The organism is Devosia insulae DS-56 (assembly GCF_000970465.2).
GTDB classification, from domain to species: domain Bacteria; phylum Pseudomonadota; class Alphaproteobacteria; order Rhizobiales; family Devosiaceae; genus Devosia_A; species Devosia_A insulae.
In genome coordinates this window covers 1-25,408 of record NZ_LAJE02000385.1, presented here as the reverse complement: position 1 = coordinate 25,408, position 25,408 = coordinate 1, and the positions used below count along the sequence as shown (strand labels likewise).

Below are 25,408 nucleotides of genomic sequence, written 5' to 3'. Positions count from 1 at the left end.
GCCCACTCAGGTCGCGCCCGAGCCTCCGCCGGTTGCGGCGGAACCGGCGGAGCCAGCAGCTGCCGAGGTTGCGACGGTGCCCGCCGAGCCGACACAAATCGAGCCAGAAGCCGAAGCAGTCGAACCCGAACCGGCGGCAGCCGCGGAGCCCGTCGTCGAGCCGCCCCCTGCGGTCGAGGCTGCGCCTGCTGAACAGGAGGTCGCCGCGGTTGAGCCTGAGCCCACGGTGGAGCCGCAGCCCGTGGTGGAACCTGCAACGCCGGTGGTCCGCAACTATCGCTTCGACGCCAAGAAGCCACTCGGCGGCCCGATCAGCTTTTCTGGTGCGGTCCCGGCGGAACCAATGCGGCGGCATCTCGCGGTCATCGCCGGTGGCGAGCCGTCGGAGGCCCTGAGCATCAGCTCCGACCTGCCGGGGGATTTCGTCACCAACGCCGATGCCGGCAGCCGGGCCCTGGCCTTGCTGGCGGATGGCGAGTTCGGGCTCGATGGCGACCGTTGGGTCTTGATCGGCCGGGCCGAGACCGAAGAGGCAAAGCAGGCAGCGCTGACCGCGCTGGCCGTGGTCCCAACTCTCGATCAATGGGAAACCAGCATCACCTTGCTGCCGCCGCTGGAAGTTTGCCGCGATAAGGTAACGGCGTTTGCGGCTCGCAACGCCATCGTTTTCCAGTCCGGCAGCGCCCGGCTGGCCGAGGAATCGGTGCCGGCAATCGACGAGCTGGCTGGCTACCTGACGCTGTGCCCCGAGGCGACGGTCAACGTCGAGGGCCATACCGACGCTGACGGCGAGGACGAGGCCAACCTGGCCCTGTCGGTGTCGCGCGCCGAGGCTGTCGTCGATGCGCTGATCCTGCGTGGCATCGGGCCCGAGCGGCTCTATGCCATCGGCTATGGAGAAAGCCTGCCGCTCGCCAGCAACGAGACGCGCGCCGGCAAGCAGGCCAACCGCCGCATCGCCTTCACTCTCGCGGACGAGTAACGAACGCCTATGACCCTGGATTCTCTGATCTATCTGCTCGAGGTCTACTGGCCATTCGTCCTGGGTGCAGGAGTAATCGGTCTCGTGACCGGCTGGCTCTCTGTTAGAGTCCGGAAGGGTTGAGGGCTCCGATGCTGAACCCCGCCCACATTCTCGAAATCGCGCTGCTTTTGCTGGTGGCGTTCCTCGCTGGCGCAGTTCTTGGCGCGCTTGCGCGCCTGGCGGTCTCGCGCCTCATGCCCTTGAGGGCGCCTGCTTCGTCGCCGGTTGCGGTTGCCGACCCGCCAAAGCCCGAGCAGGCGCCGGCATTGGTCGCTGCCCCGGTGATTGGCGAAGTGGTGAAAACGCCGACGCCCACGGCTCCCGCCGAAGTACCGGCCCTCGATTTCACCGAGGCGCTGCTGGCGCTGGCGGGCGACAAACCGGGCAGCCCCGCAAGCCAGATCCGGATGCCGAGCATCGCGCCGCTGCCTGTGGTTGCGGTGACGAAACCGGCCGTCGAGATGCGGCCGGCCCGGGCAGCGGGCGAGACTACCTCGGGTCGGGTCGTGGCACATCCGCGCAGCTCCGCCGAACCGGCTCGCCTCATCACCCCGGAAGGCAACAGCGCCGAAGTCATTCCATTCCCGCTCGAGAAAGTTGCCGTCGAAAGCTCGGAGCCGCCGGTCGTCGTTGCCGCAGTGCCTATGCCGGCGGCTGAACCGACCTCACCCGTCATGGCCGAGCCACCAGCGGCGCAGCCTGAACTCGTGACGGCTGAGCTGCCCGTTGCGGCGGAGGTCGCTCCTCCGGTCGAAGCCGACGTACAACCTGATGCAGCGATGGTGGTCGAGGCCGAGGCGGCGGCTGCTGCCCGCGAGCTGCCCGCCGAGATTGCCGGGGCGGCGGACGTTGCTGCACCGGATGTGCCGCTCGCGGAGCCGCTCACCGCGAGTGCAGAGATCGCTCAACCGGACGCGACCCCGCCACAGGTGTTTGCCGCGCCCGAACCGCTCGCCGTCACTCCATCCGAGCCCAGCGCCGAGGACGATGAAGCCGCCGCCATGCGGGCCATCGAGGGCAACTGGTCGCCGCGTCGTGCCGCGTCGCCGCGGACCCGCCGGGCCGCTCTGCCGGAGGTCTCGGCCGAGGCTGCCATCGTGGCTTCGGCCGCCGCCGTGGCGTCCGCCACCGAGGCCGCCAGCCTCGCAACCGTGCCTGAACCCGCCGAGGCTCCCGGCAAGCCCTCGGGCATCCCGGCGCCACGCCTTGGTGTGAAGGATGACCTGACGCACGTCATCGGTATCCTGCCGATCATCGAGACGGCGCTGAACCGGCTTGGCCTCTATCACTTCGATCAGATCGCCGACCTCTCCGACGACAATGCCGGCTGGATCGAGAACCATCTCGGCATCGCCGGACGGATCGCGCGGGAGCACTGGCGGGAGCAGGCGCGCGGGCTTGCCCCAGCGACGGTCGAGACCAAGAAGGCGGCGGGCCAGCAGTAGAGAGGGTTCAGGCCGCCTTGGCGCGCCGCTTCACCAGCTTGCGCACGAACTCGGCGATCGGACCGACATCCTCGGGGGTGTTGAGCAGGGCAGGGGATCCCGAGCCCTCGATCACATAGCCCTCGGCGTCGCGGCGGCGACGCAGCATTTCCTCGAACGTCTCGCGCCGCACCTGCTCGGTGAGTTGCGTCCGCATCAGCAGCAGCGGGGCGCTGCCGAGTGCATCAAAGAGCTGCCACTGCGGCACCAGGATATCGTCGTGCTCGAAGGCTTCGAGCAGACCGGTGAGGTGCTGGTCGAACAAGGCGCGGACGCGGTTGCGTTTGTCGAGAAAGTGGGTGCGGGCCGCCAGCACATCGAGCAAGCCCTCGGTGGCTGCAGGGTAATCCGGCGCCAGCATGCGCCGCGCCATGGTGCGGTACCCCGCTTCGGAGCGGTTTCCCTCGAGATCCCGGAGGTTGTTGCGGAGGCGCACCAGGCCCCGCGGATCGGAGACCGGGCCCGCATCGATGAGCACTGCGCCGGTTACGAGGTTCGGTCGCTCGGCGGCCAAAGCCATCACCACCTGGCCGCCATAGCCCTGGCCGACGAAAATCCCGCCATCGACGGCGAGAGCTGCCAGTACCTGGATCAGCTCCAGCGCATCGACCGTCGAGATGTAGCGCGACTTGTCCACGCGATCCGACGAACGGCCGCGGCCTTTCAGGTCGATAAGGACGATCGGCCAGTCGTCGCCATAGACGCGGTGAAAGTGGTTCGCGAAGTCGGCGAAGTCAGTCATGTTGCGCTGGTAGCCCGGCACGCAGACCAAGGGAATGCGCCCGATGGCGAGCCGGCCGGAAATGTGGACCGCGATCTGCTCGTCCGCCTGGCCGATGGTGTAGCGCGTCACCGGCAGCGCGGCGAAGCTGCGGTGGTCATCTGGCGAGGGGCGCGGCCGGGAGAACATCATCGAGCAATAGCAGAGTTTTGGGCCGTCCCAACCACCGGCCCGCCGACTATCCCGGGATCTTTCGAAGTGCTTCGCCGATGCTCAGGTCGTCCTGGCCCAGACGGGCCCGGTAGACGAGATAGTTGCCCAGCACGCGCTTCACATAGGTCCGCGTCTCTTGCACCGGGATCAGTTCCACCCACACCACCGGATCGATCGCGTCCGAGCGCGGGTCGCCAAAGGTGTTGACCCATTTCCGGGCATTGCCGGCACCGGCATTGTATGCCGCCGCGGCGAGCAGCAGCGAGCCGTCGAAGCGTTCGAGCTGCGCCTTGAGATAGGTCGAGCCGAGCAGTGCGTTGTATTCACCGTCGCTGGTCAGCCGGCTGGCCGAGTATTTCACCCCGAGCTTGCCGGCGGTTTCCTTGGCGGTGGCCGGCATCAGCTGCATCAGGCCGCGAGCCCCAGCCGACGAGATGGCGTCGACCTGGAAGCGGCTCTCCTGCCGGGTGATGGCGTAGATCGCGGCCGTATCCATCGCGGCCAGCTTGGTGCTGGGCAGGCCGTCCTTGGGGAAGTTGAACAGATCGAGCGGCGTGCCGCGCTTTTCTGCCGTGTCGGCGATGGCGATGGCGAGATGGTGCGCATCGAGCGACTGGGCGAGCTTGGCCGAGAGCAACAGATCGGCGCCGTCGGAAAAACTTTCGGCAAAGCTGCGGAGCAGGGGGACCGCCAGTTCCTTGTGACCATTGTCGGCGAGCAGACGCACGGCGCGTACCGGTTCCCGGTTGTCGAAGCCGGCTTCTGCTTGCTTCCAGGCGGGCATATCGCGCAGTTCGGTCGACGGTTTGCCGAGGGCGGAGCGGGCCAGCTGGCCGTAATAGATGGTGCCGAACGCAGCCGCCTTGCTGAACGCCTCCGCGGCGCCTGCCTCGTCGCCTAGCGCCTGCCGGGCCCGGCCGAGCCAGTAGTTCGCCTGCGTGACCGAGTCGGGCAGGGTCGAATGCTCTATCATTTCCTCGAAATGCGGGGCCGCCGCCTTGGCGTCCTTGAGGAACGCCAGTGCGATCCAACCGGCATGGAAATGCGCCTCGACCAGCCGGCCATCCGGGCCCTCGCGATAGCCGTCAGCCGCCTTGTAGGCCCGCTTTACTTCGCCCAGCGCCAGCAGCTGGCGCGCCAGGGCGCGGCGCTCGTACCAGAACTCGGCGGCGTCAACCGGCTCGCCTTTGGCCTTATCCAGCCATGTGATGGCATCGTCCCAGAGCTCAAATTGCCGCGCACGCTGGGCGCGGCTGAACTGGTAGACCGAGTTACCCCGCATCGACGGATCGACCGCGTCGAGCAGCTTCTTGGCGTCCTTGGCGTTGCGCGACACTGCGTTGCGGGCCAGCGCCAGCGATTTCTGCGCCGGCGTCATGTACTGCATCAGCCGTGCAACGCCAGTGGCGCGATCATGCATCATCAGGTGCATGGCGCGGGCCCAATGGGCATCGCGGTCGAGCAGACTGCCGAGCCGGCTAAGCACCTTGGCTTCAGTGGCCTTGTCGAGGAAGTTCTCGGTCCAGATGGCGCGGGCGATGCGCGCGGCACGTTCCGTCTCACCGCTGGCGACATAAGCTTCGGCCAGCGCAATCTGCGCCGACAACGTGTTGGGCATGGCGCCGCCAAGCGCTTTGATCAGCGTCGCTCCGTCAGCCTTTTCCTTGGTCAGCGCCTCTTCAAGCCGGGTCTTGAACACAGGGCTGGTGGCGAAATCGGGCGCGTCGGTGATGAACTGCTGCACCGAGGCGGCCGGCACTTCGCCATTGCCGTAAAAGATCGCCGCCCATTGGATGGCATGGCGTTCGGCGGTATCGGCGATAGCACTGGCCTGCGCAAAGGCATCAGCCTGCTTGCCGTCGGCGAGCTGTTCGAGCGCCTCTTTGAAAGGAGCTGAGGCGGCCTTCAAATCGGCGACCGGCGCTTTGGCCGGGATCGAGCCAGTGGTGAGGGGGTCGACCAGCGAGGCCTCTACGGCGGGCGTCGGGGCCGGCTGGGTGACGGGCTTCACCACATCGACGGTCGCGGCATCGTTGGCACGCGACAACAGGATCGGCAGCGTTGCAGCGCCGAGTACACCAAAGCCAACAATTCCAGTGGCGATCAGGCGGCGCGCGCCTCTCGCAACAACCATGGTAACCGTCCTGTTGGTCCGCTATAGGAAGTCCAACAAGGTGCCCCCACCCTTGCAGCGTCCTAGGTTGCACGGCGCGCGTGAACGTTTGGTTAGCCACTCGGTCCTTGTGGGTGTGCGTCGCGCCCTCTATCGACAGCTTGCTTGTCGCGCCGCACGAGAGAAACTATGGTGCGCGACTATGGCCCCCCGATGATCGGGATGTGGCCACATTTTGGCCATACGGCCCACCAACCGAGAGTTGCGACCGCCAAGGGGCGGCGCCCATACGACGAGGAACTGACCCGAAATGTTGCGAGGTTCGATCACAGCGCTCATCACTCCGTTCGCGAACGGGGCGCTGGACGAGAAAGCCTTCAGCAATTTCGTTGATTGGCAAATCAACGAAGGCTCGCATGGGCTGGTGCCGGTCGGCACCACCGGCGAGAGCCCGACCGTCAGCCACGATGAGCACCGCCGCGTCATCGAGATCTGCGTCGACGTGGCGGCCAAGCGCGTCCCGGTGATCGCCGGCGCCGGCTCGAACTCGACTGCCGAGGCCGTGTCGCTGACACGCTTCGCCGAGGAAGTCGGCGCCGATGCCGTGCTGTCGGTGGTGCCCTACTACAACAAGCCGACCCAGGAGGGGATGTTCCAGCATTTCTCCGCCGTGGCCTCGGCGACGGCGCTGCCGATCGTCCTCTACTCGGTGCCGGGCCGCACCGTGGTCGACCTCTCTGTCGACACCATCGCTCGCCTCAAGGAGGCGCATCCGAACATCATCGGCGTCAAGGATGCGACGGCCAACATGGAGCGGGCCAGTGCGCAGCGAATGCGTTTGGGCGCCGACTTCATCCTGCTCTCGGGCGAGGATGTGACGGCGCTCGGTTTCAACGCGCATGGCGGCCACGGCTGCATTTCCGTAACGTCGAACGTCGCGCCGCGGCTCAGCGCACTGTTTCAGAACGCCTCCCAGCAGGGCAACTTCGCTGAGGCGCTGGCCTTGCAGGATAAGCTGTTCCCGCTGCACAAGGCGCTGTTCCTTGAGAACAATCCCGCCGGCGTCAAATACGCCGCCGCGAAGCTCGGGCTCTGCCGCAACGAGTTCCGCCTGCCGGTGGTGGCGGTGTCCAAGGACAACGAGAAGGCGATCGACGCGGCCTTGTCGCATGCGGGCCTCTTGCCCAACTAAGGAGCGGGTAGCGAGTGGGGAGTAGCGAGTAGGGAAGGGCCCTTTTCGACTTCCTGGCTATTCGCTATTTGCCAATCACTATTCGCTGGAGCTCATGGCTAAGACACCCAACAAACCGGCGATGATCGTCACCGGCCCGATCGCGGAGAACCGCCGGGCCCGGTACGACTACGAGATCATCGACACACTCGAGGCCGGCATCGTTCTGACCGGCACCGAGGTGAAGTCGCTGCGCACCGGCAAGGCCCAGATCACCGAAGCCTATGCCTCGCCCGAGCGTGGCGAGCTCTGGCTGATCAACGCCCATATCCCGGAATATCTGCAGGCCAACCGCTTCAACCATGAAGAGAAGCGACCGCGTAAGCTGTTGGTCAAGAAGAAGGAACTGGCGCGCCTCAGCCAGGACGTCGAGCGTGCCGGCAACACCATCGTGCCGATGAAGCTCTATTTCAACGAGCAGGGCCGGGCCAAGCTGCTGATCGGCGTCGGCAAGGGCAAGAAGAGTTTCGACAAGCGCGAAACCGAGCGCAACCGCGACTGGAACCGCGACAAATCCCGGATCATGAAGGAAGGTGGGCGCGGGTAGGGCAGGGCCATCCCACGCTGGGTATGCGAGGCGAGGCTCTGCAAGTCCCCTAAGCTCGGTGTCATCCCCGCGAAAGCGGGGAACTCCGTTTGCGATCGTGCCGCCGGCACCAAAACAGAGGTTCCCGCTTGCGCGGGAATGACCCGGTGGGTGGGGCACGACCCTAACCTAGCGCTCAGGACCTTCGCCGGGGTGACACCGTGGGTGGGGCGGAGTTCGACCTGGTGCCCTGAATGGCTACTTCAGCGCTTCGCTGAAGAACTTCGCGAACGAGCTCTCGACCAGCGCACTGACCTCGGGCTGATCGCTGTAGAAGCCGTAACCGTGGTCGGCCTCGGGGACGAGGACGATCGAGGCGGCAGGGTAGGCGGCGATGACCGCTTCGTTCTCGGCCGGCTTGATCACCACGTCCTTGTCGCCGTGGACCACCAGCATGGCGCCCTTGTAGGCGCTGATGCTCTCAAGTGGCTTGGAAGCCAGCAGTTCATCGAACCACTGCTTGCTCAGCTTCTGCTGCTGCCCGAACATCGTCGTGTAATCGGCATAGCCCTTGTCACTCGAAGCTTCGGCATAAAGCCGCTCGTACTCGGCTTCCGATCCGCCCGCGAAGAACAGCAGCAGATCCTTGCCCGGATTGGCCGATGGGGCAAGCAGGCCCATCGCCTTGTAGGGATTGCCATCTGTCTCGCCGACGGTCAGCGCGATACGGCCGCCCATGCTGTAGCCGAGGATGCCGAGGCGAGCAGGATCGGCCGGGAAGTTCTGCAGCAGATACGCGAGGCTGGCGTTCGAGTCCGAAATCATGTTGCTGAGATAGCCATCGGTGAACGGCTCCTTGCTGTCGCCGCTGCCAGGGAAATCCATGCGGATCGTCAGGATGCCGGCATCGGCCAGCGCCTTGGCAAGTCGCCCGAAACCGCCGCCTTCCTGCCGGCCGCCGCCGTGGCCGTGGTTCATCACCACCGCGGGGAAGGGGCCATCACCATCCGGAACGACGACCGTCGCCGGCACGGCGCGAGCGCCGTTCATCACGGTGACCTCGCTCACCGTCTCCGCCTGCGCCATCGTTGCGGCCAGGAGGGCGAACGAGGTGGCGGCCACCGTCGTCATTCCAGTCTTCAAGACTCGCATAGGCGCTTCCCTTTTGAAGTGCTGAGAAATCGATGTGACAAGGTTGTCACTCGGCATCTGCAGCTGTCAACAAAACGGCCTCGGCGCCCCTATCCAGGCGGCCTACTGACTGATCGCCCGCGCCGCTCGCCCCACCACGTCCTCGAACATCGCCGTGGTCAGCACGCCCGTATTCGTGTTGTAGCGCGAGCAGTGGTAGCTATCGAACAGCGTGGCGCCGCTGGTGAGCCGGTGCTCGGCGCCGTGGCCGAAAGCGAACTTCGCGCGCTTCTCGCCCAGCGTCGACAACAGGGAATCGTGGGCGATGCGGCCCAGCGCCAGGAAGGCGCGGGGGCGGTGGTGTTCGATGGCGGCGCCGAGGAATGGCCGGCAGGTTTTGATCTCGTCACCGGTCGGCTTGTTCTGCGGCGGCACACAGCGCACCGCGTTGGCGATCAGTACGTTTTGTAGTTCGAGCCCATCGTCTGGCCGCTGCTGGTAGTGCCCGGTGGCGAGACCGAACTTTTCGAGCGTGGCGTAGAGCAGGTCGCCGGCATAATCGCCGGTGAACGGGCGGCCGGTGCGGTTGGCGCCCTTGAGCCCCGGCGCGAGGCCGACGATCATCAGCCCCGGATGTTCGTCGCCCCAGGTGGGCACCGGCCCGTTGAAGAAATCCGGATAGGCCCGCTGGTTATCGTGGCGAAACGCCACGAGGCGGGGGCAACGCGGGCAATCGTGCGGCGGGTTGGTCTCAGGCAATGGCAACCGTCAGACAATAAGGACTCAGGTTCCCTTAGGGTCCACGGTCGCCATGGTGCGGTCAACCGGGGCGCTCCGTTCCACCTGCGGCGACGTGCGGTCGACCGGCGGCGTACGGCCGACGATCTTGGCGAGATCGGCGACATCCATGAAGAAATCCGCCTGCCGGCGCAGGTCGTCGGCGATCATCGGGGTCGGCGTGGTGAGGGTCGAGACCACGGTGACGCGCTTGCCCTTGCGCTGCAGCGCCGCCACCAGCGCGGTAAAGTCGCCGTCGCCGGAGAACAGCACCAGGTGATCGTAGTACTGGCTCATCTCGAGGGCATCGACGGTGAGTTCGATGTCCATATTGCCCTTGATCTTCCGGCGCCCGGAAGCGTCGGTGAACTCCTTGGCAGGCTTGGTGACGACGGTGAAGCCGTTATAGTCGAGCCAATCGATCAGGGGTCGGATCGAGGAGTATTCCTGGTCCTCGACCAGGGCGGTGTAGTAGTAGGCGCGCAGCAAATACGACTTGGACTGAAACTCTGCGAGCAGTCGGCGATAGTCGATATCGACGCCGATGGCCTTGCTGGTCGCATAGAGATTCGCGCCATCGATGAAGAGAACTATCTTCTCGCGCGGATCAATTGACATGCCTGTTCTCCTGACCGGGGCGGCCGGCCTCTCAGGCTGCCCGGCATAAACTATCGTTGGCTTACCGCTAGGATCGAAGGGTAGCCCATTTAAGGCGTGGTCCGCTCCCTAAGTTCGGAATACGCGCTTAATCCCGGGAATTTGCAATCCCCATAAATTTGGAGCCACCCGGTCGGGATTCGCCCGCGTGGCCCAAGCCATTGTTCCGTCATACGAAACAAAAACTACGTAGGCGTCATATCCCTGTGGTAAAAACACGCTGTTGTGTCCCGAGACTGAAAACCTTGTGCCCACCGACCCGGTCGTGTATGAGGGCCGCTTGATCCCACAACAACCTGGAGACGTACGTGGCCCGCGTCACCGTCGAAGACTGCATTGAGAAGGTCGAGAACCGTTTCGACCTCGTGCTGATGTCCGCGCACCGCGCTCGCATGATCTCGGCTGGTTCGTCCATCACCGTCGATCGCGACAACGACAAGAACCCGGTCGTGGCGCTGCGCGAAATCGGCGACGGCACCATTTCCCCCGAAGACCTGCGCGAGGACCTGATCCACTCGCTGCAGAAATACGTCGAGGTCGACGAGCCCGAAAAGCACGCCGCTCCCCTGCTCGATGCCAACGCCGACGAGGACAGCGACACCTTCGACACCATCAGCGAAGACGAACTGCTGCGCGGTATCGAATCGCTGGCTCCGCCGGAGCGCCGCGACGACTAAGCGCCGATTGATCGGCGGCTGATCTCGCATATATAGTCTTGAGGCGTCGGGCGTTTCCGCCCGGCGCTTTTTTGTTTGCCAAGCGTTTCTTGTTTACATGGTCGCTCGGGCGAGATCAGGAAGAGTCGTTGGACGTTTCCGGGCAACCTCGCGCCGAAGAGACGTGAGCCGCCGAGGCGGGGCCGCGTAGGAGAGTGCGGTAACCCTATGATGCGTCAGTACGAACTCGTCGAACGGGTGCAGGCCTACAACCCCAATACCGACGAGGCACTGCTCAACAAGGCCTACGTCTATGCCATGCAGAAGCACGGCACGCAGAAGCGCGCCTCGGGCGATCCGTACTTCGCCCACCCGCTCGAAGTCGCCGCCATCCTCACCGACCTGAAGCTCGACGACGCCTCGATTGCCGTGGCGCTGCTGCACGACACCATCGAGGACACCGACGCGACCCGCGCCGAGATCGACCAGCTGTTCGGTCCGGAGATCGGGGCCATCGTCGACGGCCTGACCAAGATCGACCGGCTGCAACTGGTGACCCGTGAGGAAGCCCAGGCCGAAAACCTGAGAAAACTCCTCCTCGCCATCTCGGCCGACGTCCGGGTGCTGCTGGTCAAGCTCGCCGACCGGCTGCACAACATGCGCACGCTCGACTTCATGCCCGAGAACAAGCGCAAGCGCATCGCCACCGAGACGATGGACATCTATGCGCCGCTGGCCGGTCGCATGGGCATGCAGGACATGCGCCAGGAGCTCGAAGACCTGGCGTTCCGGGTGCTGCAGCCCGATCACTACAAGGCGATCACCGACCGGCTCGACGAGATGAAGTCGGAATTCGCCGACACCATCAAGACCATCAAGACCGAACTCAGCGAGAAGCTGAAGGGCGACGGCATCGACGCGCGGGTTTCGGCGCGGGTGAAATCGCCCTGGTCGATCTTCACCAAGATCGAGCGGAAGCAGATCGCCCTGGAGCAGCTCTCGGACATGATCGGCTTCCGGGTCATCGTGCCGAGCGTCGCCGATTGCTACCGGGCGCTGGGGATCGTCCATACCAACTGGAAGGTCGTGCCTGGGCGGTTCAAGGACTACATCTCGGTCCCCAAGCACAACGACTACCGCTCGATTCACACCACCATCGTCGGGGTAGGGCGGCAACGCGCCGAATTGCAGATCCGCACCGAGGAGATGCACCGCATCGCCGAGCTCGGCATCGCCGCGCACGCTCTCTACAAGGAGGGCGCCACCGACATCCACAAGATCGAGAACGAATCCAAGGCCTTCGTCTGGCTGCGCTCGACCATCAGCCACCTGACCGCGGGCTCCTCCACCGAGGATTTCCTCGAGTACACCAAGCTCGAGCTGTTCCAGGACCAGGTGTTCTGCTTCACCCCGCGCGGCCGGCTGATCGCTCTGCCGCGGGGCGCCACGCCGATCGACTTCGCCTATGCGCTCCACACCGATATCGGCGACACCTGCGTCGGCGCCAAGATCAACGGCCAGATCGTGCCACTGGTGACCCAACTGCGCTCCGGCGACGAAGTCGAGATCATCCGCGACCAGAACCACCTGCCGCCGTCGAACTGGGAGACCATCGCCGCGACCGGCAAGGCCCGCGCCGCCATCCGCCGCGCCGTGCGGCTGCAGGCGCAGGCCCGTGCCTTTGCGCTCGGCGAACACATGGTCTCGATCCTGCTCGAGCGCGAAGGCACCGGGCTCGACGATGCCGAGTTCAAGCTGCTCGCCGAGGGGCTGGGCCAGCCGGGGAAGCGCGAGCTGTTGATCGCGCTGGGCGAAGGCAAGATCCCCGGCGAGGACCTCGACACCCAGGTCATGGAGGTCAAGGGCATCAAGCGGCGGCGCAAGAAGATCGACCTGCCGGTGCCCGACAAGGCCGAGGGCTGGTTCGCGCTGAAGGCGACTGACGAATTCCGCTTCCGCGTGCCGGGCAACCCGCGCTCCGGCCCAAAGGCCAAGGCGGCGCTGACCCAGCTCGACTTCAACACTCGGGTCGAGGTGTCGCCCGAGGGCGTGGTGCCGGGCGATCGGCTGGTCGGCATCATGACGCCGGACACCCCGATCATCATCTATCCGATCCACTCGGACGCGCTGTCCGAGCTCTACGACAGCGACGTCGCCTGGATCGATGTGCGCTGGGACGTGGCCGGCCGCGAGGACCGCGACCACCCGTGCGTCATCTCGATGCAGGCGCAGAACAAGCCAGGCTCCTTGGCGCAGATCTCCACGGTGATTGCCGCCTGCGAGGCCAACATCCATAATCTGGTGATGCGCATGGAATCGCCCGATTTCCATCGGTTCATTTTCCAGATCGAGGTCCGTGACCTCGCCCAGCTCACCGACGTGCTGAACTCGCTGAAACTGGCGGCCGGTATCTCGGATGTGCAGCGCGCCACGGTCGTCGAGGCCCGGGCGCTCGACCGGCTGGAATGGACTGCGCCCGAACGGCAAGAGGAGCCCGCGTGACCACCGACGAAGTACTGGACCTGTTCCGTGAGAGCGGCGCGCTGCTCGAGGGGCATTTCATCCTCTCCTCAGGCCTCCGCTCGCCGATCTTTTTGCAGAAGGCCAAAGTGTTCATGCACCCGGCCAAGGCGGAAAAGCTCTGCCGTGCCCTGGCCGAAAAGATCCGCGCCGAAGGCTATGGCGACGTCAGCCAGATCGTCTCCCCGGCAGTGGGCGGCATCATTCCGGGCTACGAGACAGCGCGGCACCTGGGCGTGCCGGCGATCTACACCGAGCGGGTCGAGGGCAAGTTCGAGCTGCGCCGCGGCTTCGAGTTGCAGCCCGGGGAGAAGGTGATCATCGTCGAAGACATCGTTTCGACCGGCATCTCGATCCGCGAGTGCATCGAGGCGATCCGCAAGACCGGCGCCAATGTGGTCGCCGCGGCGTGCCTGATCGACCGTTCCGCCGGCGAGGCGGAAGTCGGCGTGCCGCTGGTCTCGCTGGTCCAGTACAAGGTGCCGGCCTATTCGCCCGACGCGCTTCCGCCCGAACTGGCGGCCATCCCGGCGATCAAGCCTGGGTCGAGGGGTTTGTCGTGATGGCCACAGGGCGCGCATTGATCCTCACCCGCAAAGCGGGGGAGGATCACCGAAACATCGCGCCAAGGGGAGACGCACCCATGATCATCGGCCTCGGTAACGACCTGTGTGACATCAAGCGGGTTGAAAAGACCCTGGAGCGCTACGGCGATCGCTTCACGCATCGGATCTTCACCGAGCTCGAGCGGCAGAAATCGGATCGGCGAGCGCAGCGCGCCGCCTCCTACGCCAAGCGTTTCGCCGCCAAGGAAGCCTGCTCGAAAGCGCTGGGGACCGGCCTTAGTTTCGGCGTTTATTGGCGCGACATGGGCGTCGTAAACCTCCCTTCGGGCAAGCCGACCATGAAGTTGACCAATGGCGCTGCCCGCATGCTGGAGCGGCTTGTTCCTGCCGGTCATAAGCCACATATCCACCTGACCATTACCGACGACGGCGGCATGGCCCAGGCGTTCGTCATTATCGAGGCGCTGCCGGTTGACCAGGCGGCGGCCCTCCCATAACCACTTGACCCCCAGGGGTAGAGGCGAGAAATGAGCCAGTCCATGTCGAAAGCCGAAGCCAAGGCCGGCAAAAAGAAGAACGAGCTGCTCGAAACGATCATCGTGATCATCGAGGCGCTGGCGATCGCCCTGATCTTCCGCACCTTCCTCTACCAGCCGTTCTCGATCCCCACCGCTTCGATGCAGCAGACGCTGATGATCGGCGACTATTTCATCGCCAACAAGTGGACCTGGGGTTTCGGCAAGTACTCGTTCCCGATCGCGCTGCCGTTCAACGGCCGCATCTTCGGCAGTGAGCCCAAGCGCGGCGACGTGGCGGTATTCCGCAACGAGATCACCAACGAAGATTACATCAAGCGCGTCATCGGCATGCCGGGCGACCGCATCCAGATGAAAGAGGGCCGTCTCTACATCAACGGCACCATGGTCGAGCGCCAGCAGACCGGCACGACCACCGATACCGACAGCTACATGACCACCGTGCCGGTGACCGTCTACACCGAGACGCTGCCCAACGGCGTCACGCACACCATCCAGGAAATCTCCGACAGCGAGCAGCTCGACAACACCGCCGAGTACGTCGTTCCCGCCGGCCACTTCTTCATGATGGGCGACAACCGTGACCGTTCCGCCGACAGCCGCGTGCTGAGCCAGGTCGGCTACGTGCCGCTCGACAACCTGATCGGCAAGGCCGAGGCGCGGTTCTTCTCGATCAAGAACAACCTGCCGCCGTGGCAGCTGTGGGAATGGCCGGCCAACGTGCGTTGGGACCGGATGTTCCAGTCCGTGAACTGATGGCCAAGGGGCGCTCGCACGAAAAGCTCGAAGCTCGTCTGGGATATCGCTTTGCCGACCCGGACCTGCTCGATCGGGCGCTGACCCATTCCAGCGCGGTTTCTCCCAGCAAGCGCATCGAGCGCTCCTACCAGCGGCTCGAGTTCCTCGGCGATCGCGTGCTCGGCCTCGTGGTGGCCGACATGCTGTATCGCCGGATGCCAAAGGCCAATGAAGGTGAGCTGTCCCGCTCGCTGAACACCCTGGTGCGCAAGGAAACCTGCGCTGCCATCGCCCGGCAGCTCGACCTCGGCTCCGAGATGAACCTCGGCGACAGCGAGGCGCGCACTGGTGGCGCCAACAAGGACGCTATCCTCGGTGACATCGCCGAAGCGGTGATCGGCGCCATCTTCTGCGATGGCGGGTTGGGCCAGGCCTACGAGATCGTCGAGCGGCTGTTCGGTGAACAGCTCGACCATGCCGGCCATGTCCGCGCCGACCCCAAGACCACGCTGCAGGAATGGGCGCAGGGCAGGGGGCTCGAGCCGCCGCTCTATGCCGAGATCGAGCGGACCGGCCCCGACCATGCGCCGGAATTCACCATTGCCGTGCGGCTGGGCGATTTTCCCGCCATCACCGCCACCGGCCCCTCCAAGAAGCTCGCCGAGCACAAGGCCGCCGAGGCTTTCCTCATCCGAGAGAGAGTCTGGCGCGACACGATATGACTGATAAGAACGAAATGCCCGAGGCCGCCGAACTGCCGGTGGCCGGTGAGAACACCCGCTGCGGCTTCGTCGCGCTGGTCGGCGCGCCGAATGCTGGCAAATCGACCCTGCTCAACTCCCTGGTGGGCACCAAGGTTTCGATCGTCACCCACAAGGCGCAGACGACGCGCTCGATGATCCGTGGCGTGGTGACCGAGGGCGACGGCCAGATCGTCTTCATCGACACGCCGGGCATCTTCGCGCCCAAGCGCCGGCTCGACCGCGCCATGGTGGAGGCCGCCTGGACCGGCGCGGGCGATGCGGACCTCGTTGCCCTGATCGTCGATGCCGAACGCGGCGTCACCCCGGAAATCGAGGCGTTGCTCGAGGGGCTGGGGAACGTCCCGCACCCCAAGGTGCTGGTGCTCAACAAGGTCGACCTGATCAAGCCGGAAAAGCTGCTGAAGCTGTCCGAGGCTCTCAACGGACGCCTGCGCTTCGAACAGACCTTCATGATCTCCGCGCTGACCGGCAGCGGCGTGCAGGACTTGCTCAACTGGGCATTGAAGCGCATCCCGCCTGGCCCCTGGCACTTCCCCGAGGATCAGCTCACCGACCTCACCCTGCAGATCACCGCCGCCGAGGTGACGCGCGAGAAGCTGTTCCTCCGTGTCCACGACGAGATCCCCTACAACGCCACGGTCGAGGGCGAGAAGTTCACCATCAACAAGGATGGCTCGTACCGCATCGACCAGGTGATCTATGTCACCCGCGACACCCACAAGAAGATCGTCCTGGGCGCCGGTGGACAGACGATCAAGTCGATCGGCGCCGAGGCCCGCAAGGAACTGATGGAGATTTTCGAGGTGCCGGTGCACCTGTTCATCTTCGTCAAGGTGCGCGAGAAATGGGGCGACGACCCCGAGCGCTATCGCGAAATGGGGCTGGAGTACCCGCACCAGAAGTGAGGGCGCGCTCCGGCGTGACGGTCCATGCAGTGGGATGGTGAAGGCCTGATTGTCGGCGTTCGCCGCCACGGCGAGTCGAGCGTCATCGCCGAGGTGATGGTCGAGGGCAGGGGGCGCCATCTCGGGCTGATCCGTGGTGGCCGTTCATCGAAGCTCGCGGCAACGCTGCAGCCCGGCAATTCGGTGCAGGTCAGCTGGCGCGCCCGGCTGGAAGAGCACCTTGGCACCTTCACGCTCGAGCTGCTTGAAGCGCGCGCCGCCGGGCTGATCGCCGACCAGGTCAAACTCTACGCCAGCCAGATCGTCTGCGAACACCTGCGGCTGCTGCCGGAGCGCGATCCGCATGATCGCCTGCTCGGCCTCGCCATCCGCATCCTCGACCAAGCGGGCTCGGTGCTCGAACTCGGCGCTTCGGTAGCGCGCTTCGAGTTGATCCTGCTCGACGAGTTGGGCTTCGGTCTGGATCTCTCGAGCTGCGCCGCGACCGGCACGAACCGCGACCTGACGCATGTTTCGCCGAAATCCGGCCGGGCCGTCAGCCGGACCGCGGCGGAGCCGTACCTGTCGCGATTGTTGCGGCTGCCGCAGTTCCTGATCAGCAGCGCCGACCCGACGCCCGAAGATGTCGGCAACGCCTTCGCGCTGACCGGGCATTTCCTCGATATGCATGTCTGGCTGGCGCGCCAGCTCGAACCACCGGCGATCCGCGAGACCTTCATCGAACTGGTGTCCAAGCCCACCGATTGATCCATCGGCGCGCCTCGCGCGTTGCTGTCCCAAGGAGAACGCCATGGCCGAACACCTGCGCATCGATACCGCATCGCGGATCATCGCCGCACCGCCCGAGGCGATCTACCGAGCCTTCGTCGATCGCGAGGCGCTGCTGGCTTGGCTACCGCCCGAGGGGATGACCGGCGAGATGCTGGAATTCGAGCCTCGCCCCGGCGGCGCCTTCCGCATGGCGCTGCATTACAGCGTTCCCGGCCACGGCAAGACCACCGAGGATACCGACATCGTCGACTCCGAATTCGCCGAGCTGGTCCCCAACCAGCGGGTGGTGCAACTGGTCCGCTTCAAGAGCGACGACCCGGCCTTTGCCGGTATCATGCGGATGGTCTGGGACCTCGAACCGGTCGATGGCGGCACCCGCGTCATTATCCTCGCCGAAGACGTGCCGCCCGGCATCAGCAAGGAGGATCACGATGAGGGGCTGAGATCGTCGCTGGAGAATCTGGCGAGGTATGTGGAGGGCAGTAGGGACTGACGGGAGATCGGTGAATCAATGGTGGCATGTCAAACCGTAGTTTAGGAACTCCAAGCGCTCCCCACCCACGATGTCACCCCGGCGACCTTCGCCGGGGTGACATCGTGGGTGGGGAGATGGGAGTGTAAGGCTGAGAGCAATCTAAGCGTACTTGGCTGGTTTCGGGCCAGGTGGTGGCGGCGGTTCCTCGACCCCGAGCCTGCGACGGAGTTTGCCTAGCGCCAGCGATTGCATCTGGAAGCGGCTGGCGGTCAGCGGGGCGATGACCACCACTTCGGTGCCTGTCGCCTCGTCGATCGCGGCAACGCGCATCTGCTGGCCGAGTTGGGTGAGCTCGAAGAAAACGCGACCGGCCGGACTGTTGTCGGGGCCGGCCATCGTGATCAACCCTCGCCGAAGCTGACGATGCCCTGCGCGTCGAACTGATAGACGTCGTCGCGGAAGCTCACCGTGCCCTGCCGGTTGGCCCAGGCCGTAATGTAGGTGGTGTGGATCGGGATCTGCACGTCGAGCTTGATGTCCTCGCGCATGCCTTGTTCCCACGCGGCCATGACGCTTTCGGGGGTCCAGCCGCCGCCATTGTCGCGCAGCAGCCAGGCCACCAGCTCCTCGATATTCTCGCAGCGCATGCAACCCGAGGAGTGGAAGCGGGCATTCTCACCGAACAGCGCCTTCTGCGGTGTGTCGTGCATGTAGACGTCGTACTTGTTGTAGAAGTCAATCTTGCAGTGACCCATCGAGTTTTCGCCGCCCGGATCCTGCCGGAAGGTGTACTTCACCGCCTCGGTGGTCTGCCAGTTGATGTCGGTCGGCGGAATCTCGTTGCCCTTGCCGTCGAAGATGCGGATGCGGAACTTGGTCAGGTACTCCGGATCCTCGTTCATATACTTGATCATGTCCTTCTCGATGATGCTCTTGGGCACCGTCCAGTAAGGATTGAACTTCACCTGGAAGATCTTGGAGTTGAGGATCGGCGTGGCGCGGTCGACCTTGCCGACCACCGAGTTGTGGCGCTGCACCACCTGCGCGCCCTCGACGGCTTCGACCACCGCCGCCGGGATATTCACCGCGACATAGCGATCAGAGAGCGCCGAGGCCCACTGGTCGATGCGCTGCGCATTGAGGCGGAGCTGGTTGAGGCGATAATCGGCCGGCACCGACAAGGCGTAGAAGGTCGCTTCGTCCACCGCGCCGTTGATGACGAGGCCATGGCGGGCCTGGAACAGGCGGACGGCCGCGTCGAGGCCGGCGTCGAACTCGTCGTTGACGCGCTTTTCGAGCGGCATATCGCCGTTGATCATCAGGCGGCGCTTCAGCAGCGCCGCGGCCCGGCGCGACTCGCCCAGCTTCAGCCCGAAGGTTTCGCGCGTCGGCGCTTCCCAGCTGCCGTTGGCGGCGATGAACGCCTCATAATTCTGGATCGCCAGCTGCAGGTTGTACGAGGTGTCGTAGCTGAGGATCGGCTCGATCGTATCGACGAGGCTCTTGGCGGTGGCGGTGTTGCCTTCCTGGTCGACGTTCTTGATTCGCTTATCTTTGTTGAGCGCGTCCCAGAAATTGTCTTCCTCCGCTCTGACGATGGCCGGCATCGCGAGGCCGGCGCTCAGCGCCGCCATGGAGGTCAGGAGGTTCCGTCGATTCAGCCGCATCAAGTCACCCAAAGTCGCCAATCCGAGAGGTCGTCCCTCATAGCATCGCCGCCAGTATGGCTCCAACGCGGTCAAGCAGGTGTGAACTGCCGGCCGTTTGAACGCACAAAACCAAGGGACTTGCAGTGACGAGGGATCAGCCTGCAATTGCTTCGATGCATAGCCGAATTGTGGGCGTAAATAAGAAACGCCGGCTTAAGGCCGGCGTTTGCTGAACCTGCTGTGGCAAGGATGCCACACTGGTCGATATGGGCTCCGAGGTCAGAGCACGCTCTGCCCGGGGTCAGAGCTCGCTCTGCCCGGGGTCAGAGCTTGTAGAGGATCTGGTCGACCCAGAAGCGCTCGAGGCGGCCGAGCGCCTTGTTGAGGCCCTCAAACGTCTCGCCGTTGAGGCCGCCGACCTTTTCGATCGACTTGAGGTGACGATCGTAGAGTTCGTCGATCACCTCGGCCACTTCCTCGCCCTTGGGGGTGAGGCGGATGCGGACCGAGCGGCGGTCGGAACGCGAGCGCTCCTGGAAGATGTAACCGGTCTCGACCAGCTTCTTGAGATTGTACGAGACGTTCGAGCCGAGATAGTAGCCACGCGAGCGCAGCTCGCCGGCGGTCATCTCGGCATCGCCGATGTTGAACATCAGCAGCGCCTGGACGGGGTTGATATCGTCCCAGCCCATCCGGTCGAACTCGTCCTTGATCAGGTCGAGCAGCCGGCGATGGAGCCGTTCGACACGGCTGACGGCTTCTAGGTAGAGCGGCTTCAGCCCAAGAGCTTCTTCCGGAACCATTGCCTCTGCGGCGTTGGATTTGATTGCCATTGTTGCCTCACTGTCCTGTCGTCTTGCGCGATTTCTTCGCGTCTCATAGGCCCCAAACTACGGGGGCCCAAATAAGATGGCCTTAAGCCGTAGACTTAAAACTATCTTACGGAAAAAGTTCAGGAATTTGGCTTTACGAGAGGTAACCGCAGGTCAGAAAATTGTAACCTGAATCGTCCGTTACCGGCCTCAGTCGTGGGCGCGGCGTAGCCGAAAGCTGAGGAAGAACAGCACCGCGATGCCGCCGACCAGCAGCAGCCTGAGGGCAAACCCGAAGGCACCCATTTCGACGCCGGGCACCCCGCCCAGGTAGAGCGCGAACTCGATGAGCGTGGCGCCGACCAGAAGCACGGCGCCCCAGCTGGCACGGATCCACAGGCCCACCGCGGCGAACAGCCGGGCGAGGCAGAACACGGTGAGGAAGGCAAAGCCAGTCGGCCCGAGCTGGGCGATCGGGCTCACGGCGCCGGAGGAGACCCCGAGCAGCCGGGACGCATCGGCAAGGCCGAGCAGCAGCGCGATGATCGCGATGATCCTGAGATAGCGCCCGGCGAGTTCGCTCTTGAAATCCATCCGGCGTGGATAGCGCGGATGGGATGGTGCGACAAGCGCAAGCCTTGGCGCGAAGCGCTGGCGCCTGATAGAAGCGCGGCGATTAACTGGAGCGCTTCATGAGCAACTGGCCCAAGCACGATATGAGCTTTCTCGGCGGGCGCCGGCAGCGCCGGCTGCGCCGTACCGGCTGGATGCGCAACATGGTGCGCGAGACGGTGCTGACGCCGCACGACCTGATCTGGCCACTCTTCGTCATCGAAGGGCACAACGAGCGCACCGCCATCCGCACGCTCCCCGGCGTCGAGCGACTGAGCGTCGACCTCGTGGTCGAAGCGGCCAAGGCCGCCGCCGCCGAGGGCATCCCGGCGCTGGCGCTGTTCCCCAATACCCAGGACGACCGGCGCAACGCCGATGGCAGCGAGGCCTGGAACCCGGATAACCTGACCGCGCAGGCGTTGCACGCCATCCGCGACGCCGGCGTCGAGATCGGGCTGATCACCGACGTGGCGCTCGATGAGTATTCGTCCGACGGCCAGGACGGGCTGGTCCGTGACGGCGAGATCCTCAACGACGAGACCGTCGAAGCCATGGTCAAGGCCGCCCTGATGCAGGCGCGGGCAGGGGCCGACATCATCGCCCCGTCCGATATGATGGATGGCCGCGTCGCCGCCATCCGCCGGGCGCTCGATGCCGAGGGTTTTGACCACGTCGCCATCATGGCCTACTCGGCCAAGTTCGCCTCGGTCTACTACGGCCCGTTCCGCGAGGCGGTAGGCTCGGGCAGCCGGCTCATCGGCGACAAGCGCACCTACCAGCTCGACTACGCCAATTCCGACGAGGCGATGCGCGAAGTGGCGCAGGATATCGCCGAGGGCGCCGACATGGTGATGGTGAAGCCGGGGCTGCCCTATCTCGATATCGTGCAGCGCGTCAGCGATGCCTTCGACGTGCCGCTGTTCGCCTACCAGGTCTCGGGCGAATACGCGATGATCCGCTTCGCCGCCCAAGCCGGGGCCATCAACGGCGAGGGCGCCATGCTGGAAAGCCTCGTGGCCTTCAAGCGGGCAGGGTGCGACGGCGTGCTGACCTATTTCGCCCTCGAAGCGGCCCGTATCCTCAACGCCTAGCTTGGCTCGGCAGCCACACGGCGCAGCGGGCGCTTGTAGCCGATCAGATGGCTGTACGCGTCCCGCCGCTGTAGTTCTGCGAGCGTTTCGATAGCGGGGACGCTGATCGTTTTCGACAGGTGCAGCACGAGGTCCGCTCCGACGCACAGTCCGACATGCGCGCCCCAGCTGTCGGGATTGTCGTGAACCAGCACCAGGTCGAACGGCTCCATTCGCTCAGCCACGGCGGTGTGCTCGCTGTCGAGCCACAGTTCCTTTGACCGCAGGTCGGGCAGAACGAACCCGTGATGGCGGAGCAGGGCGTAGGCGTATTGCTGGCAGTTCGCGCCACCCTCGACCCCAAGCAGCTTGGGGGCGCCCGGGAAGTGGTCGGCATTGTAGCGCACATCTCTGAGAACGACGGGAATGGCTATGGCCGAGCGGCTCAGATCAAGCATGTCGATGCCCACGATCGCTTGCCCAGGGGGACGGACTGCTGAGCAGACTGGCGTTACGCTCGGCTGCTGGCCAGGGATTTTTCGTCTCGCCACTTGTGTGGGACCTCATGGTCCCCATCTTTCCCTTCATGAACCAGGGCAACCCCATGAGCGATCATCTTCCCGACCCGTCCAACGCGCCGGAACTGTTCGAGGGCGTGCTGCTGCGCCGTGCCGCGGCGTGGCTGATCGACTGCGTGATCATCACTTTCATCACCATCGCCGCGCTGCTGGTCGGTGGCGTTTTCGGCATCGTGACGCTGGGGCTCGGGCTGCTGGCGCTGCCGATCATCATTCCGCTGGCCATCCTCGGCTACTATGCCGCGACGCTTGGCTCGCCGATGCGCGCCACCGTGGGCATGCAGATGATGGACATCGTCTTGACGCCGGTGCGCGGCACGCCGCTCAACGGCTGGAGCATCCTCATCCACCCGATCCTGTTCTGGGTGACGGTGTGGATTTCCTGGCCGTTCTCGATCCTCATCGCCCTGTTCACGCCGCGCCAGCAGATGCTGCACGACCTCGTCGTGGGCACGCTGATGCTGCGCCGCTCGCCGATGCAACGGTTCTGGCGCTCCGGCGGCATGCACTCCGCCTGATCCAAAGGTACCGAACACGGTGCGCTGAGACATGATGGGCCATTGCCGGCCCATCGGGTCGCGTCTATCCTCTGGGCATCGCTCGAAGGACGACGATGACCGATCAGACGCCCGAGAACACCCAGCTCTTCCTTACCGCGGCCATGCCGTGTCCGTATCTGCCGGGTCGTCAGGAGCGTAAGCTCTTCACCCACCTGACCGGTCGCCGGGCCGCTTCGCTGCACCACCTGTTGAGTGACAACGGCTTCCGTCGCAGCCAGAACCTGATTTACCGGCCGGCCTGTGACGGCTGCTCCGCCTGCCAGTCGGTGCGCATCGTGGCACAGGAATTCGTGCCGTCAGCGCGCTACCGGCGCATCCGCAAGGCCAATGCCGATATCGCGGTCGAGGTTTGCCAGCCGCGCGCGACCGCCGAACAGTTCGCGCTGTTCAAGCGCTATCTCGATGCCCGTCATGCCGGCGGCGGCATGACCCAGATGAGCTTCGTCGACTACGAGTACATGGTCGAGGATACGCCGGTGCAAACCGTGGTGGTCGAGTACCGGCTCACCTCGCACCCGCAGCGCCCGTTGGTGGCCGTGGCGCTGACCGATGTGATGCCGGACGGCCTGTCGATGGTCTACAGCTTCTACGACCCGCTGCTCGACAAGCGCGGACTGGGGAACCTCCTGATCCTCGACCATATCGAACAGGTCAAGCTGGCGGCGCTCACCTACGTCTATCTGGGCTACTGGGTGAAGGACTCGCCCAAGATGGCCTACAAGGGCCAGTTCCGCCCGCTCGAAGTGCAGCGTGGCCCGCTGGGCTGGCGGCGCCTCGAATAGCCTCAGGCCTTTCCCCGCAACCAGCGCGAGAAGGCCCGCAGTTTCTTCAGTTGCGGCAGGTATCGCAGGTGCAGCCGTCGGCGCAGCGACAACCCCACTTTGATCGGGTGGTAGATGCGGTTGCGCTGGCGGAACTGCTGCGGCGCCCTGACGAAGTAGCGGAAGCCGCGCGGTGGCCGGTAGGCGTGCGTGGTGCCCATTGTGTGCATATCGACATGGGTGCCGTCATAGTGATGCCCCCAGCGTTCGCGAGGCGTTTGGGTATCGTTGCCACCGATCTCCGCGATGGAAAAGCCATCCGCCCGCGCCATCGAAGGCAGCAGCATCTCGAAATGGCCGTGCCAGCCCGGCTGCAGCAGCGTCTGGCAGTAGTGCTCCAGCAGCGGTCGCGACATGCGCGAGATTGGCATGAACACGATCAGCGGATCTGCGATCGCATGCGCGGGCTGCCGATAGATCGGCGCGAAGTAGAACGTCGGCTCGGCGCTCAGCGGATGGATGCGGGTGGTCAGCAGGTCGCCCTGGTAGCTCGCTGCGGGCCTGAAGAAGTCAGCCCAGTTGCCCGAAAAATCGACATCGTACTCGACCAACCAGAACCGGTCGTAACCCGCCAGTCTGGGATCGAGAAAGGCTGTGATCCAGACCAGGTCGATATAGCCCCAAGGGACAGGGCGCTGCAGGAATTCCTGGTAGCGTAGCGGGAAATGCCTGGCGCTGTCGGCCATGCGGATCACGAAGTCCGCCTGCATTTCCTCAGCTGCGCCGAGCCCTTCCTCGTCGTGCTGATAGGCGAGGAACACGTCGAGTACTGCGCCCGCCTCACGCTTCAGCCGCCCATAGTGCTCGGCGACTTCTGGTGTCCAGACATGGGTCACGAACACGGCGCAGTCGCGTCGCCCACCCTCGCTTTCGGTTCTCGCTTCAGTCAACTCCGGTCGTCCGTCGCAGCATGTACCCCGAAAATGGGCACTGGTTTCGGTACAAAGCAACGCATGAAAACCAGGAGCTAGAGCGCATCGAGACGCACTTTAGCCGACAAACCGGTTGTTTCTTGGGAAGCCCGTCGGCGGCTGGCGACCGGCTGAGGCGCGTTCAGCGATCCACTCGGTCAACTCGGCCATCGTCTTGGTGTAGGTGCGACCCGAAGAGTCGGTCCAGGTGAGGCCGACGCCCGAGGGGAAGGTCTTGAGGTCGCTGAGGCCGCCATCCTTGTATTTCTGCAGCCGGACGCCCTTGCCCCTGCCCATCTCGGGCAGTTGGTCGAGCGGGAACACCACCATTTTGCGGTTCTCGCCGATCACCGCGAGCATGTCGCCCTCGACCGGCGCGATCAGCCGCGCTTCCTCGGTATCGCCGACGTTGAGCACCTGCTTGCCCTTGCGCGTGTTGGCGATCAGCTCGTCCTCGTCGACGACGAAACCATCGCCCTTGCGCGAGGCGATGACCCGCTTGCGGCCCGGCCGGTAGACGAACAGATCGACCAGATCCTGGCCCTGTCTCTTATACCCCTCCCTGTGCCCACCGACCGAGCAGAACG

At 64.7% G+C, this 25,408-nt stretch carries 28 protein-coding genes; 16 read left to right on the top strand and 12 right to left on the bottom strand.

The genetic code is table 11. The features are described from left to right. On the top strand, positions 1 to 982 hold a 982-nt coding region (locus VW23_RS26235), incomplete at its 5' end, for an OmpA family protein (protein WP_210184502.1). Positions 983 to 1,113: 131 nt separating this feature from the next. Continuing rightward, entirely contained in the window at positions 1,114 to 2,469 is a 1,356-nt protein-coding gene (locus tag VW23_RS26230; protein WP_069912420.1) for a hypothetical protein, read from the top strand. A gap of 7 nt (positions 2,470 to 2,476) precedes the next feature. On the opposite strand, the gene VW23_RS26225 is transcribed toward VW23_RS26230, so the two are convergent. Together VW23_RS26225 and VW23_RS26220 are read right to left on the bottom strand one after the other, a co-directional pair. Continuing rightward, complete coding sequence (locus tag VW23_RS26225) at positions 2,477 to 3,421, bottom strand: alpha/beta fold hydrolase (protein WP_069912419.1); 945 nt, start codon at positions 3,419 to 3,421, stop codon at positions 2,477 to 2,479. Between the two features lie 46 nt (positions 3,422 to 3,467). After that, positions 3,468 to 5,576 carry a lytic transglycosylase domain-containing protein gene (locus VW23_RS26220; protein WP_069912418.1) on the bottom strand — a complete coding sequence of 703 codons (2,109 nt, stop codon included), beginning with the start codon at positions 5,574 to 5,576 and terminating at the stop codon, positions 3,468 to 3,470. A gap of 289 nt (positions 5,577 to 5,865) precedes the next feature. Here VW23_RS26220 and dapA point away from each other — a divergent pair, with 289 nt between their 5' ends. Both dapA and smpB read left to right on the top strand, forming a co-directional pair. Then, positions 5,866 to 6,747 carry a 4-hydroxy-tetrahydrodipicolinate synthase gene (dapA, locus tag VW23_RS26215; RefSeq protein ID WP_069912417.1) on the top strand — a complete coding sequence of 294 codons (882 nt, stop codon included), beginning with the start codon at positions 5,866 to 5,868 and terminating at the stop codon, positions 6,745 to 6,747. A gap of 121 nt (positions 6,748 to 6,868) precedes the next feature. Then, positions 6,869 to 7,333 carry an SsrA-binding protein SmpB gene (smpB, locus tag VW23_RS26210; RefSeq protein WP_055878984.1) on the top strand — a complete coding sequence of 155 codons (465 nt, stop codon included), beginning with the start codon at positions 6,869 to 6,871 and terminating at the stop codon, positions 7,331 to 7,333. A gap of 237 nt (positions 7,334 to 7,570) precedes the next feature. Here smpB and VW23_RS26205 read toward each other — a convergent pair whose 3' ends face one another. The 3 genes from VW23_RS26205 to VW23_RS26195 form a co-directional block, all read right to left on the bottom strand. Next, positions 7,571 to 8,443, bottom strand: a complete 873-nt coding sequence (locus VW23_RS26205) for an alpha/beta hydrolase family protein (RefSeq protein WP_069912416.1) — start codon at positions 8,441 to 8,443, stop codon at positions 7,571 to 7,573. A gap of 123 nt (positions 8,444 to 8,566) precedes the next feature. Further along, the gene (locus VW23_RS26200) at positions 8,567 to 9,202 is read right to left on the bottom strand and encodes a uracil-DNA glycosylase (RefSeq protein WP_244513741.1); all 636 of its coding nucleotides are present in this window, start codon (positions 9,200 to 9,202) and stop codon (positions 8,567 to 8,569) included. A gap of 24 nt (positions 9,203 to 9,226) precedes the next feature. Next, positions 9,227 to 9,838, bottom strand: coding sequence for a LabA-like NYN domain-containing protein (locus tag VW23_RS26195; protein ID WP_069912414.1), 612 nt, complete (start codon positions 9,836 to 9,838; stop codon positions 9,227 to 9,229). Positions 9,839 to 10,185: 347 nt separating this feature from the next. Here VW23_RS26195 and rpoZ point away from each other — a divergent pair, with 347 nt between their 5' ends. From rpoZ to VW23_RS26150, 9 genes are all read left to right on the top strand, one after another. Further along, positions 10,186 to 10,554: a DNA-directed RNA polymerase subunit omega gene (gene rpoZ / locus VW23_RS26190; protein ID WP_055878973.1), complete on the top strand. Its 369-nt coding sequence runs from the start codon at positions 10,186 to 10,188 to the stop codon at positions 10,552 to 10,554. A gap of 207 nt (positions 10,555 to 10,761) precedes the next feature. After that, on the top strand, positions 10,762 to 13,035 hold the full coding sequence (locus tag VW23_RS26185) for a RelA/SpoT family protein (protein ID WP_069912413.1): 2,274 nt from the start codon (positions 10,762 to 10,764) through the stop codon (positions 13,033 to 13,035). Continuing rightward, positions 13,032 to 13,616: an orotate phosphoribosyltransferase gene (pyrE, locus tag VW23_RS26180; RefSeq protein ID WP_069912412.1), complete on the top strand. Its 585-nt coding sequence runs from the start codon at positions 13,032 to 13,034 to the stop codon at positions 13,614 to 13,616. The genes VW23_RS26185 and pyrE overlap by 4 nt, the downstream gene beginning before the upstream one ends. An 80-nt stretch (positions 13,617 to 13,696) precedes the next feature. Further along, positions 13,697 to 14,116 (top strand): holo-ACP synthase, encoded by a 420-nt coding sequence (gene acpS / locus VW23_RS26175; RefSeq protein WP_055878965.1) that lies wholly within the window; start codon positions 13,697 to 13,699, stop codon positions 14,114 to 14,116. A gap of 30 nt (positions 14,117 to 14,146) precedes the next feature. Continuing rightward, complete coding sequence (lepB, locus tag VW23_RS26170) at positions 14,147 to 14,911, top strand: signal peptidase I (RefSeq protein ID WP_244513740.1); 765 nt, start codon at positions 14,147 to 14,149, stop codon at positions 14,909 to 14,911. After that, a complete protein-coding gene (rnc, locus tag VW23_RS26165; protein WP_069912410.1) occupies positions 14,911 to 15,615 on the top strand; it encodes a ribonuclease III in 705 nt (234 codons plus the stop codon). The genes lepB and rnc overlap by 1 nt, the downstream gene beginning before the upstream one ends. Beyond that, on the top strand, positions 15,612 to 16,562 hold the full coding sequence (era, locus tag VW23_RS26160) for a GTPase Era (protein ID WP_141728508.1): 951 nt from the start codon (positions 15,612 to 15,614) through the stop codon (positions 16,560 to 16,562). Before rnc ends, era begins: the two co-directional genes overlap by 4 nt. A gap of 24 nt (positions 16,563 to 16,586) precedes the next feature. Continuing rightward, complete coding sequence (recO, locus tag VW23_RS26155) at positions 16,587 to 17,309, top strand: DNA repair protein RecO (RefSeq protein ID WP_069912409.1); 723 nt, start codon at positions 16,587 to 16,589, stop codon at positions 17,307 to 17,309. Positions 17,310 to 17,352: 43 nt separating this feature from the next. Continuing rightward, positions 17,353 to 17,826: an SRPBCC family protein gene (locus VW23_RS26150; RefSeq protein ID WP_069912408.1), complete on the top strand. Its 474-nt coding sequence runs from the start codon at positions 17,353 to 17,355 to the stop codon at positions 17,824 to 17,826. A 141-nt stretch (positions 17,827 to 17,967) separates the two neighbouring features. On the opposite strand, the gene VW23_RS26145 is transcribed toward VW23_RS26150, so the two are convergent. The 4 genes from VW23_RS26145 to VW23_RS26130 all read right to left on the bottom strand — a co-directional run bounded on the left by VW23_RS26145 (position 17,968) and on the right by VW23_RS26130 (position 20,863). Beyond that, a complete protein-coding gene (locus tag VW23_RS26145; RefSeq protein ID WP_069912424.1) occupies positions 17,968 to 18,204 on the bottom strand; it encodes a DUF6898 family protein in 237 nt (78 codons plus the stop codon). A gap of 5 nt (positions 18,205 to 18,209) precedes the next feature. Beyond that, positions 18,210 to 19,475 (bottom strand): L,D-transpeptidase family protein, encoded by a 1,266-nt coding sequence (locus tag VW23_RS26140; protein ID WP_084646501.1) that lies wholly within the window; start codon positions 19,473 to 19,475, stop codon positions 18,210 to 18,212. Positions 19,476 to 19,780: 305 nt separating this feature from the next. Beyond that, positions 19,781 to 20,290, bottom strand: a complete 510-nt coding sequence (gene ldtR / locus VW23_RS26135; protein WP_055997842.1) for a transcriptional regulator LdtR — start codon at positions 20,288 to 20,290, stop codon at positions 19,781 to 19,783. A 189-nt stretch (positions 20,291 to 20,479) separates the two neighbouring features. Further along, positions 20,480 to 20,863 carry a DUF6163 family protein gene (locus VW23_RS26130; RefSeq protein ID WP_069912407.1) on the bottom strand — a complete coding sequence of 128 codons (384 nt, stop codon included), beginning with the start codon at positions 20,861 to 20,863 and terminating at the stop codon, positions 20,480 to 20,482. Between the two features lie 98 nt (positions 20,864 to 20,961). Here VW23_RS26130 and hemB point away from each other — a divergent pair, with 98 nt between their 5' ends. Continuing rightward, positions 20,962 to 21,972, top strand: coding sequence for a porphobilinogen synthase (gene hemB, locus VW23_RS26125; protein ID WP_069912406.1), 1,011 nt, complete (start codon positions 20,962 to 20,964; stop codon positions 21,970 to 21,972). Here hemB and VW23_RS26120 read toward each other — a convergent pair. Continuing rightward, positions 21,969 to 22,421 carry a hypothetical protein gene (locus tag VW23_RS26120; protein WP_244513739.1) on the bottom strand — a complete coding sequence of 151 codons (453 nt, stop codon included), beginning with the start codon at positions 22,419 to 22,421 and terminating at the stop codon, positions 21,969 to 21,971. The genes hemB and VW23_RS26120 overlap by 4 nt on opposite strands. Positions 22,422 to 22,555: 134 nt before the next feature. On the opposite strand from VW23_RS26120, the gene VW23_RS26115 reads away from it, so the two are divergent. Together VW23_RS26115 and VW23_RS26110 are read left to right on the top strand one after the other, a co-directional pair. Continuing rightward, positions 22,556 to 23,047: an RDD family protein gene (locus tag VW23_RS26115; RefSeq protein ID WP_176730493.1), complete on the top strand. Its 492-nt coding sequence runs from the start codon at positions 22,556 to 22,558 to the stop codon at positions 23,045 to 23,047. A 95-nt stretch (positions 23,048 to 23,142) separates the two neighbouring features. After that, positions 23,143 to 23,871, top strand: a complete 729-nt coding sequence (locus VW23_RS26110; RefSeq protein WP_055878940.1) for an arginyltransferase — start codon at positions 23,143 to 23,145, stop codon at positions 23,869 to 23,871. A gap of 2 nt (positions 23,872 to 23,873) precedes the next feature. Here VW23_RS26110 and VW23_RS26105 read toward each other — a convergent pair whose 3' ends face one another. Together VW23_RS26105 and VW23_RS26100 are read right to left on the bottom strand one after the other, a co-directional pair. Further along, positions 23,874 to 24,800 (bottom strand): hypothetical protein, encoded by a 927-nt coding sequence (locus tag VW23_RS26105; protein ID WP_141728507.1) that lies wholly within the window; start codon positions 24,798 to 24,800, stop codon positions 23,874 to 23,876. Positions 24,801 to 24,899: 99 nt separating this feature from the next. Continuing rightward, positions 24,900 to 25,408, bottom strand: a 509-nt coding sequence (locus VW23_RS26100) for a DNA gyrase C-terminal beta-propeller domain-containing protein (RefSeq protein ID WP_280139009.1), incomplete at its 5' end; no start/stop codon positions are given.

Coding starts and splice junctions, on each gene's coding strand:
- VW23_RS26230 (WP_069912420.1), top strand. CDS start 1,114: ATGCTGAACCCCGCCCACATTCTCGAAATCGCGCTGCTTTTGCTGGTG.
- VW23_RS26225 (WP_069912419.1), bottom strand. CDS start 3,421: ATGATGTTCTCCCGGCCGCGCCCCTCGCCAGATGACCACCGCAGCTTC.
- VW23_RS26220 (WP_069912418.1), bottom strand. CDS start 5,576: ATGGTTGTTGCGAGAGGCGCGCGCCGCCTGATCGCCACTGGAATTGTT.
- dapA (WP_069912417.1), top strand. CDS start 5,866: ATGTTGCGAGGTTCGATCACAGCGCTCATCACTCCGTTCGCGAACGGG.
- smpB (WP_055878984.1), top strand. CDS start 6,869: ATGATCGTCACCGGCCCGATCGCGGAGAACCGCCGGGCCCGGTACGAC.
- VW23_RS26205 (WP_069912416.1), bottom strand. CDS start 8,443: ATGACGACGGTGGCCGCCACCTCGTTCGCCCTCCTGGCCGCAACGATG.
- VW23_RS26195 (WP_069912414.1), bottom strand. CDS start 9,838: ATGTCAATTGATCCGCGCGAGAAGATAGTTCTCTTCATCGATGGCGCG.
- VW23_RS26185 (WP_069912413.1), top strand. CDS start 10,762: ATGATGCGTCAGTACGAACTCGTCGAACGGGTGCAGGCCTACAACCCC.
- acpS (WP_055878965.1), top strand. CDS start 13,697: ATGATCATCGGCCTCGGTAACGACCTGTGTGACATCAAGCGGGTTGAA.
- lepB (WP_244513740.1), top strand. CDS start 14,147: ATGAGCCAGTCCATGTCGAAAGCCGAAGCCAAGGCCGGCAAAAAGAAG.
- rnc (WP_069912410.1), top strand. CDS start 14,911: ATGGCCAAGGGGCGCTCGCACGAAAAGCTCGAAGCTCGTCTGGGATAT.
- era (WP_141728508.1), top strand. CDS start 15,612: ATGACTGATAAGAACGAAATGCCCGAGGCCGCCGAACTGCCGGTGGCC.
- recO (WP_069912409.1), top strand. CDS start 16,587: ATGCAGTGGGATGGTGAAGGCCTGATTGTCGGCGTTCGCCGCCACGGC.
- VW23_RS26150 (WP_069912408.1), top strand. CDS start 17,353: ATGGCCGAACACCTGCGCATCGATACCGCATCGCGGATCATCGCCGCA.
- VW23_RS26145 (WP_069912424.1), bottom strand. CDS start 18,204: ATGGCCGGCCCCGACAACAGTCCGGCCGGTCGCGTTTTCTTCGAGCTC.
- VW23_RS26140 (WP_084646501.1), bottom strand. CDS start 19,475: ATGCGGCTGAATCGACGGAACCTCCTGACCTCCATGGCGGCGCTGAGC.
- ldtR (WP_055997842.1), bottom strand. CDS start 20,290: ATGGCAATCAAATCCAACGCCGCAGAGGCAATGGTTCCGGAAGAAGCT.
- VW23_RS26130 (WP_069912407.1), bottom strand. CDS start 20,863: ATGGATTTCAAGAGCGAACTCGCCGGGCGCTATCTCAGGATCATCGCG.
- hemB (WP_069912406.1), top strand. CDS start 20,962: ATGAGCAACTGGCCCAAGCACGATATGAGCTTTCTCGGCGGGCGCCGG.
- VW23_RS26115 (WP_176730493.1), top strand. CDS start 22,556: ATGAGCGATCATCTTCCCGACCCGTCCAACGCGCCGGAACTGTTCGAG.
- VW23_RS26110 (WP_055878940.1), top strand. CDS start 23,143: ATGACCGATCAGACGCCCGAGAACACCCAGCTCTTCCTTACCGCGGCC.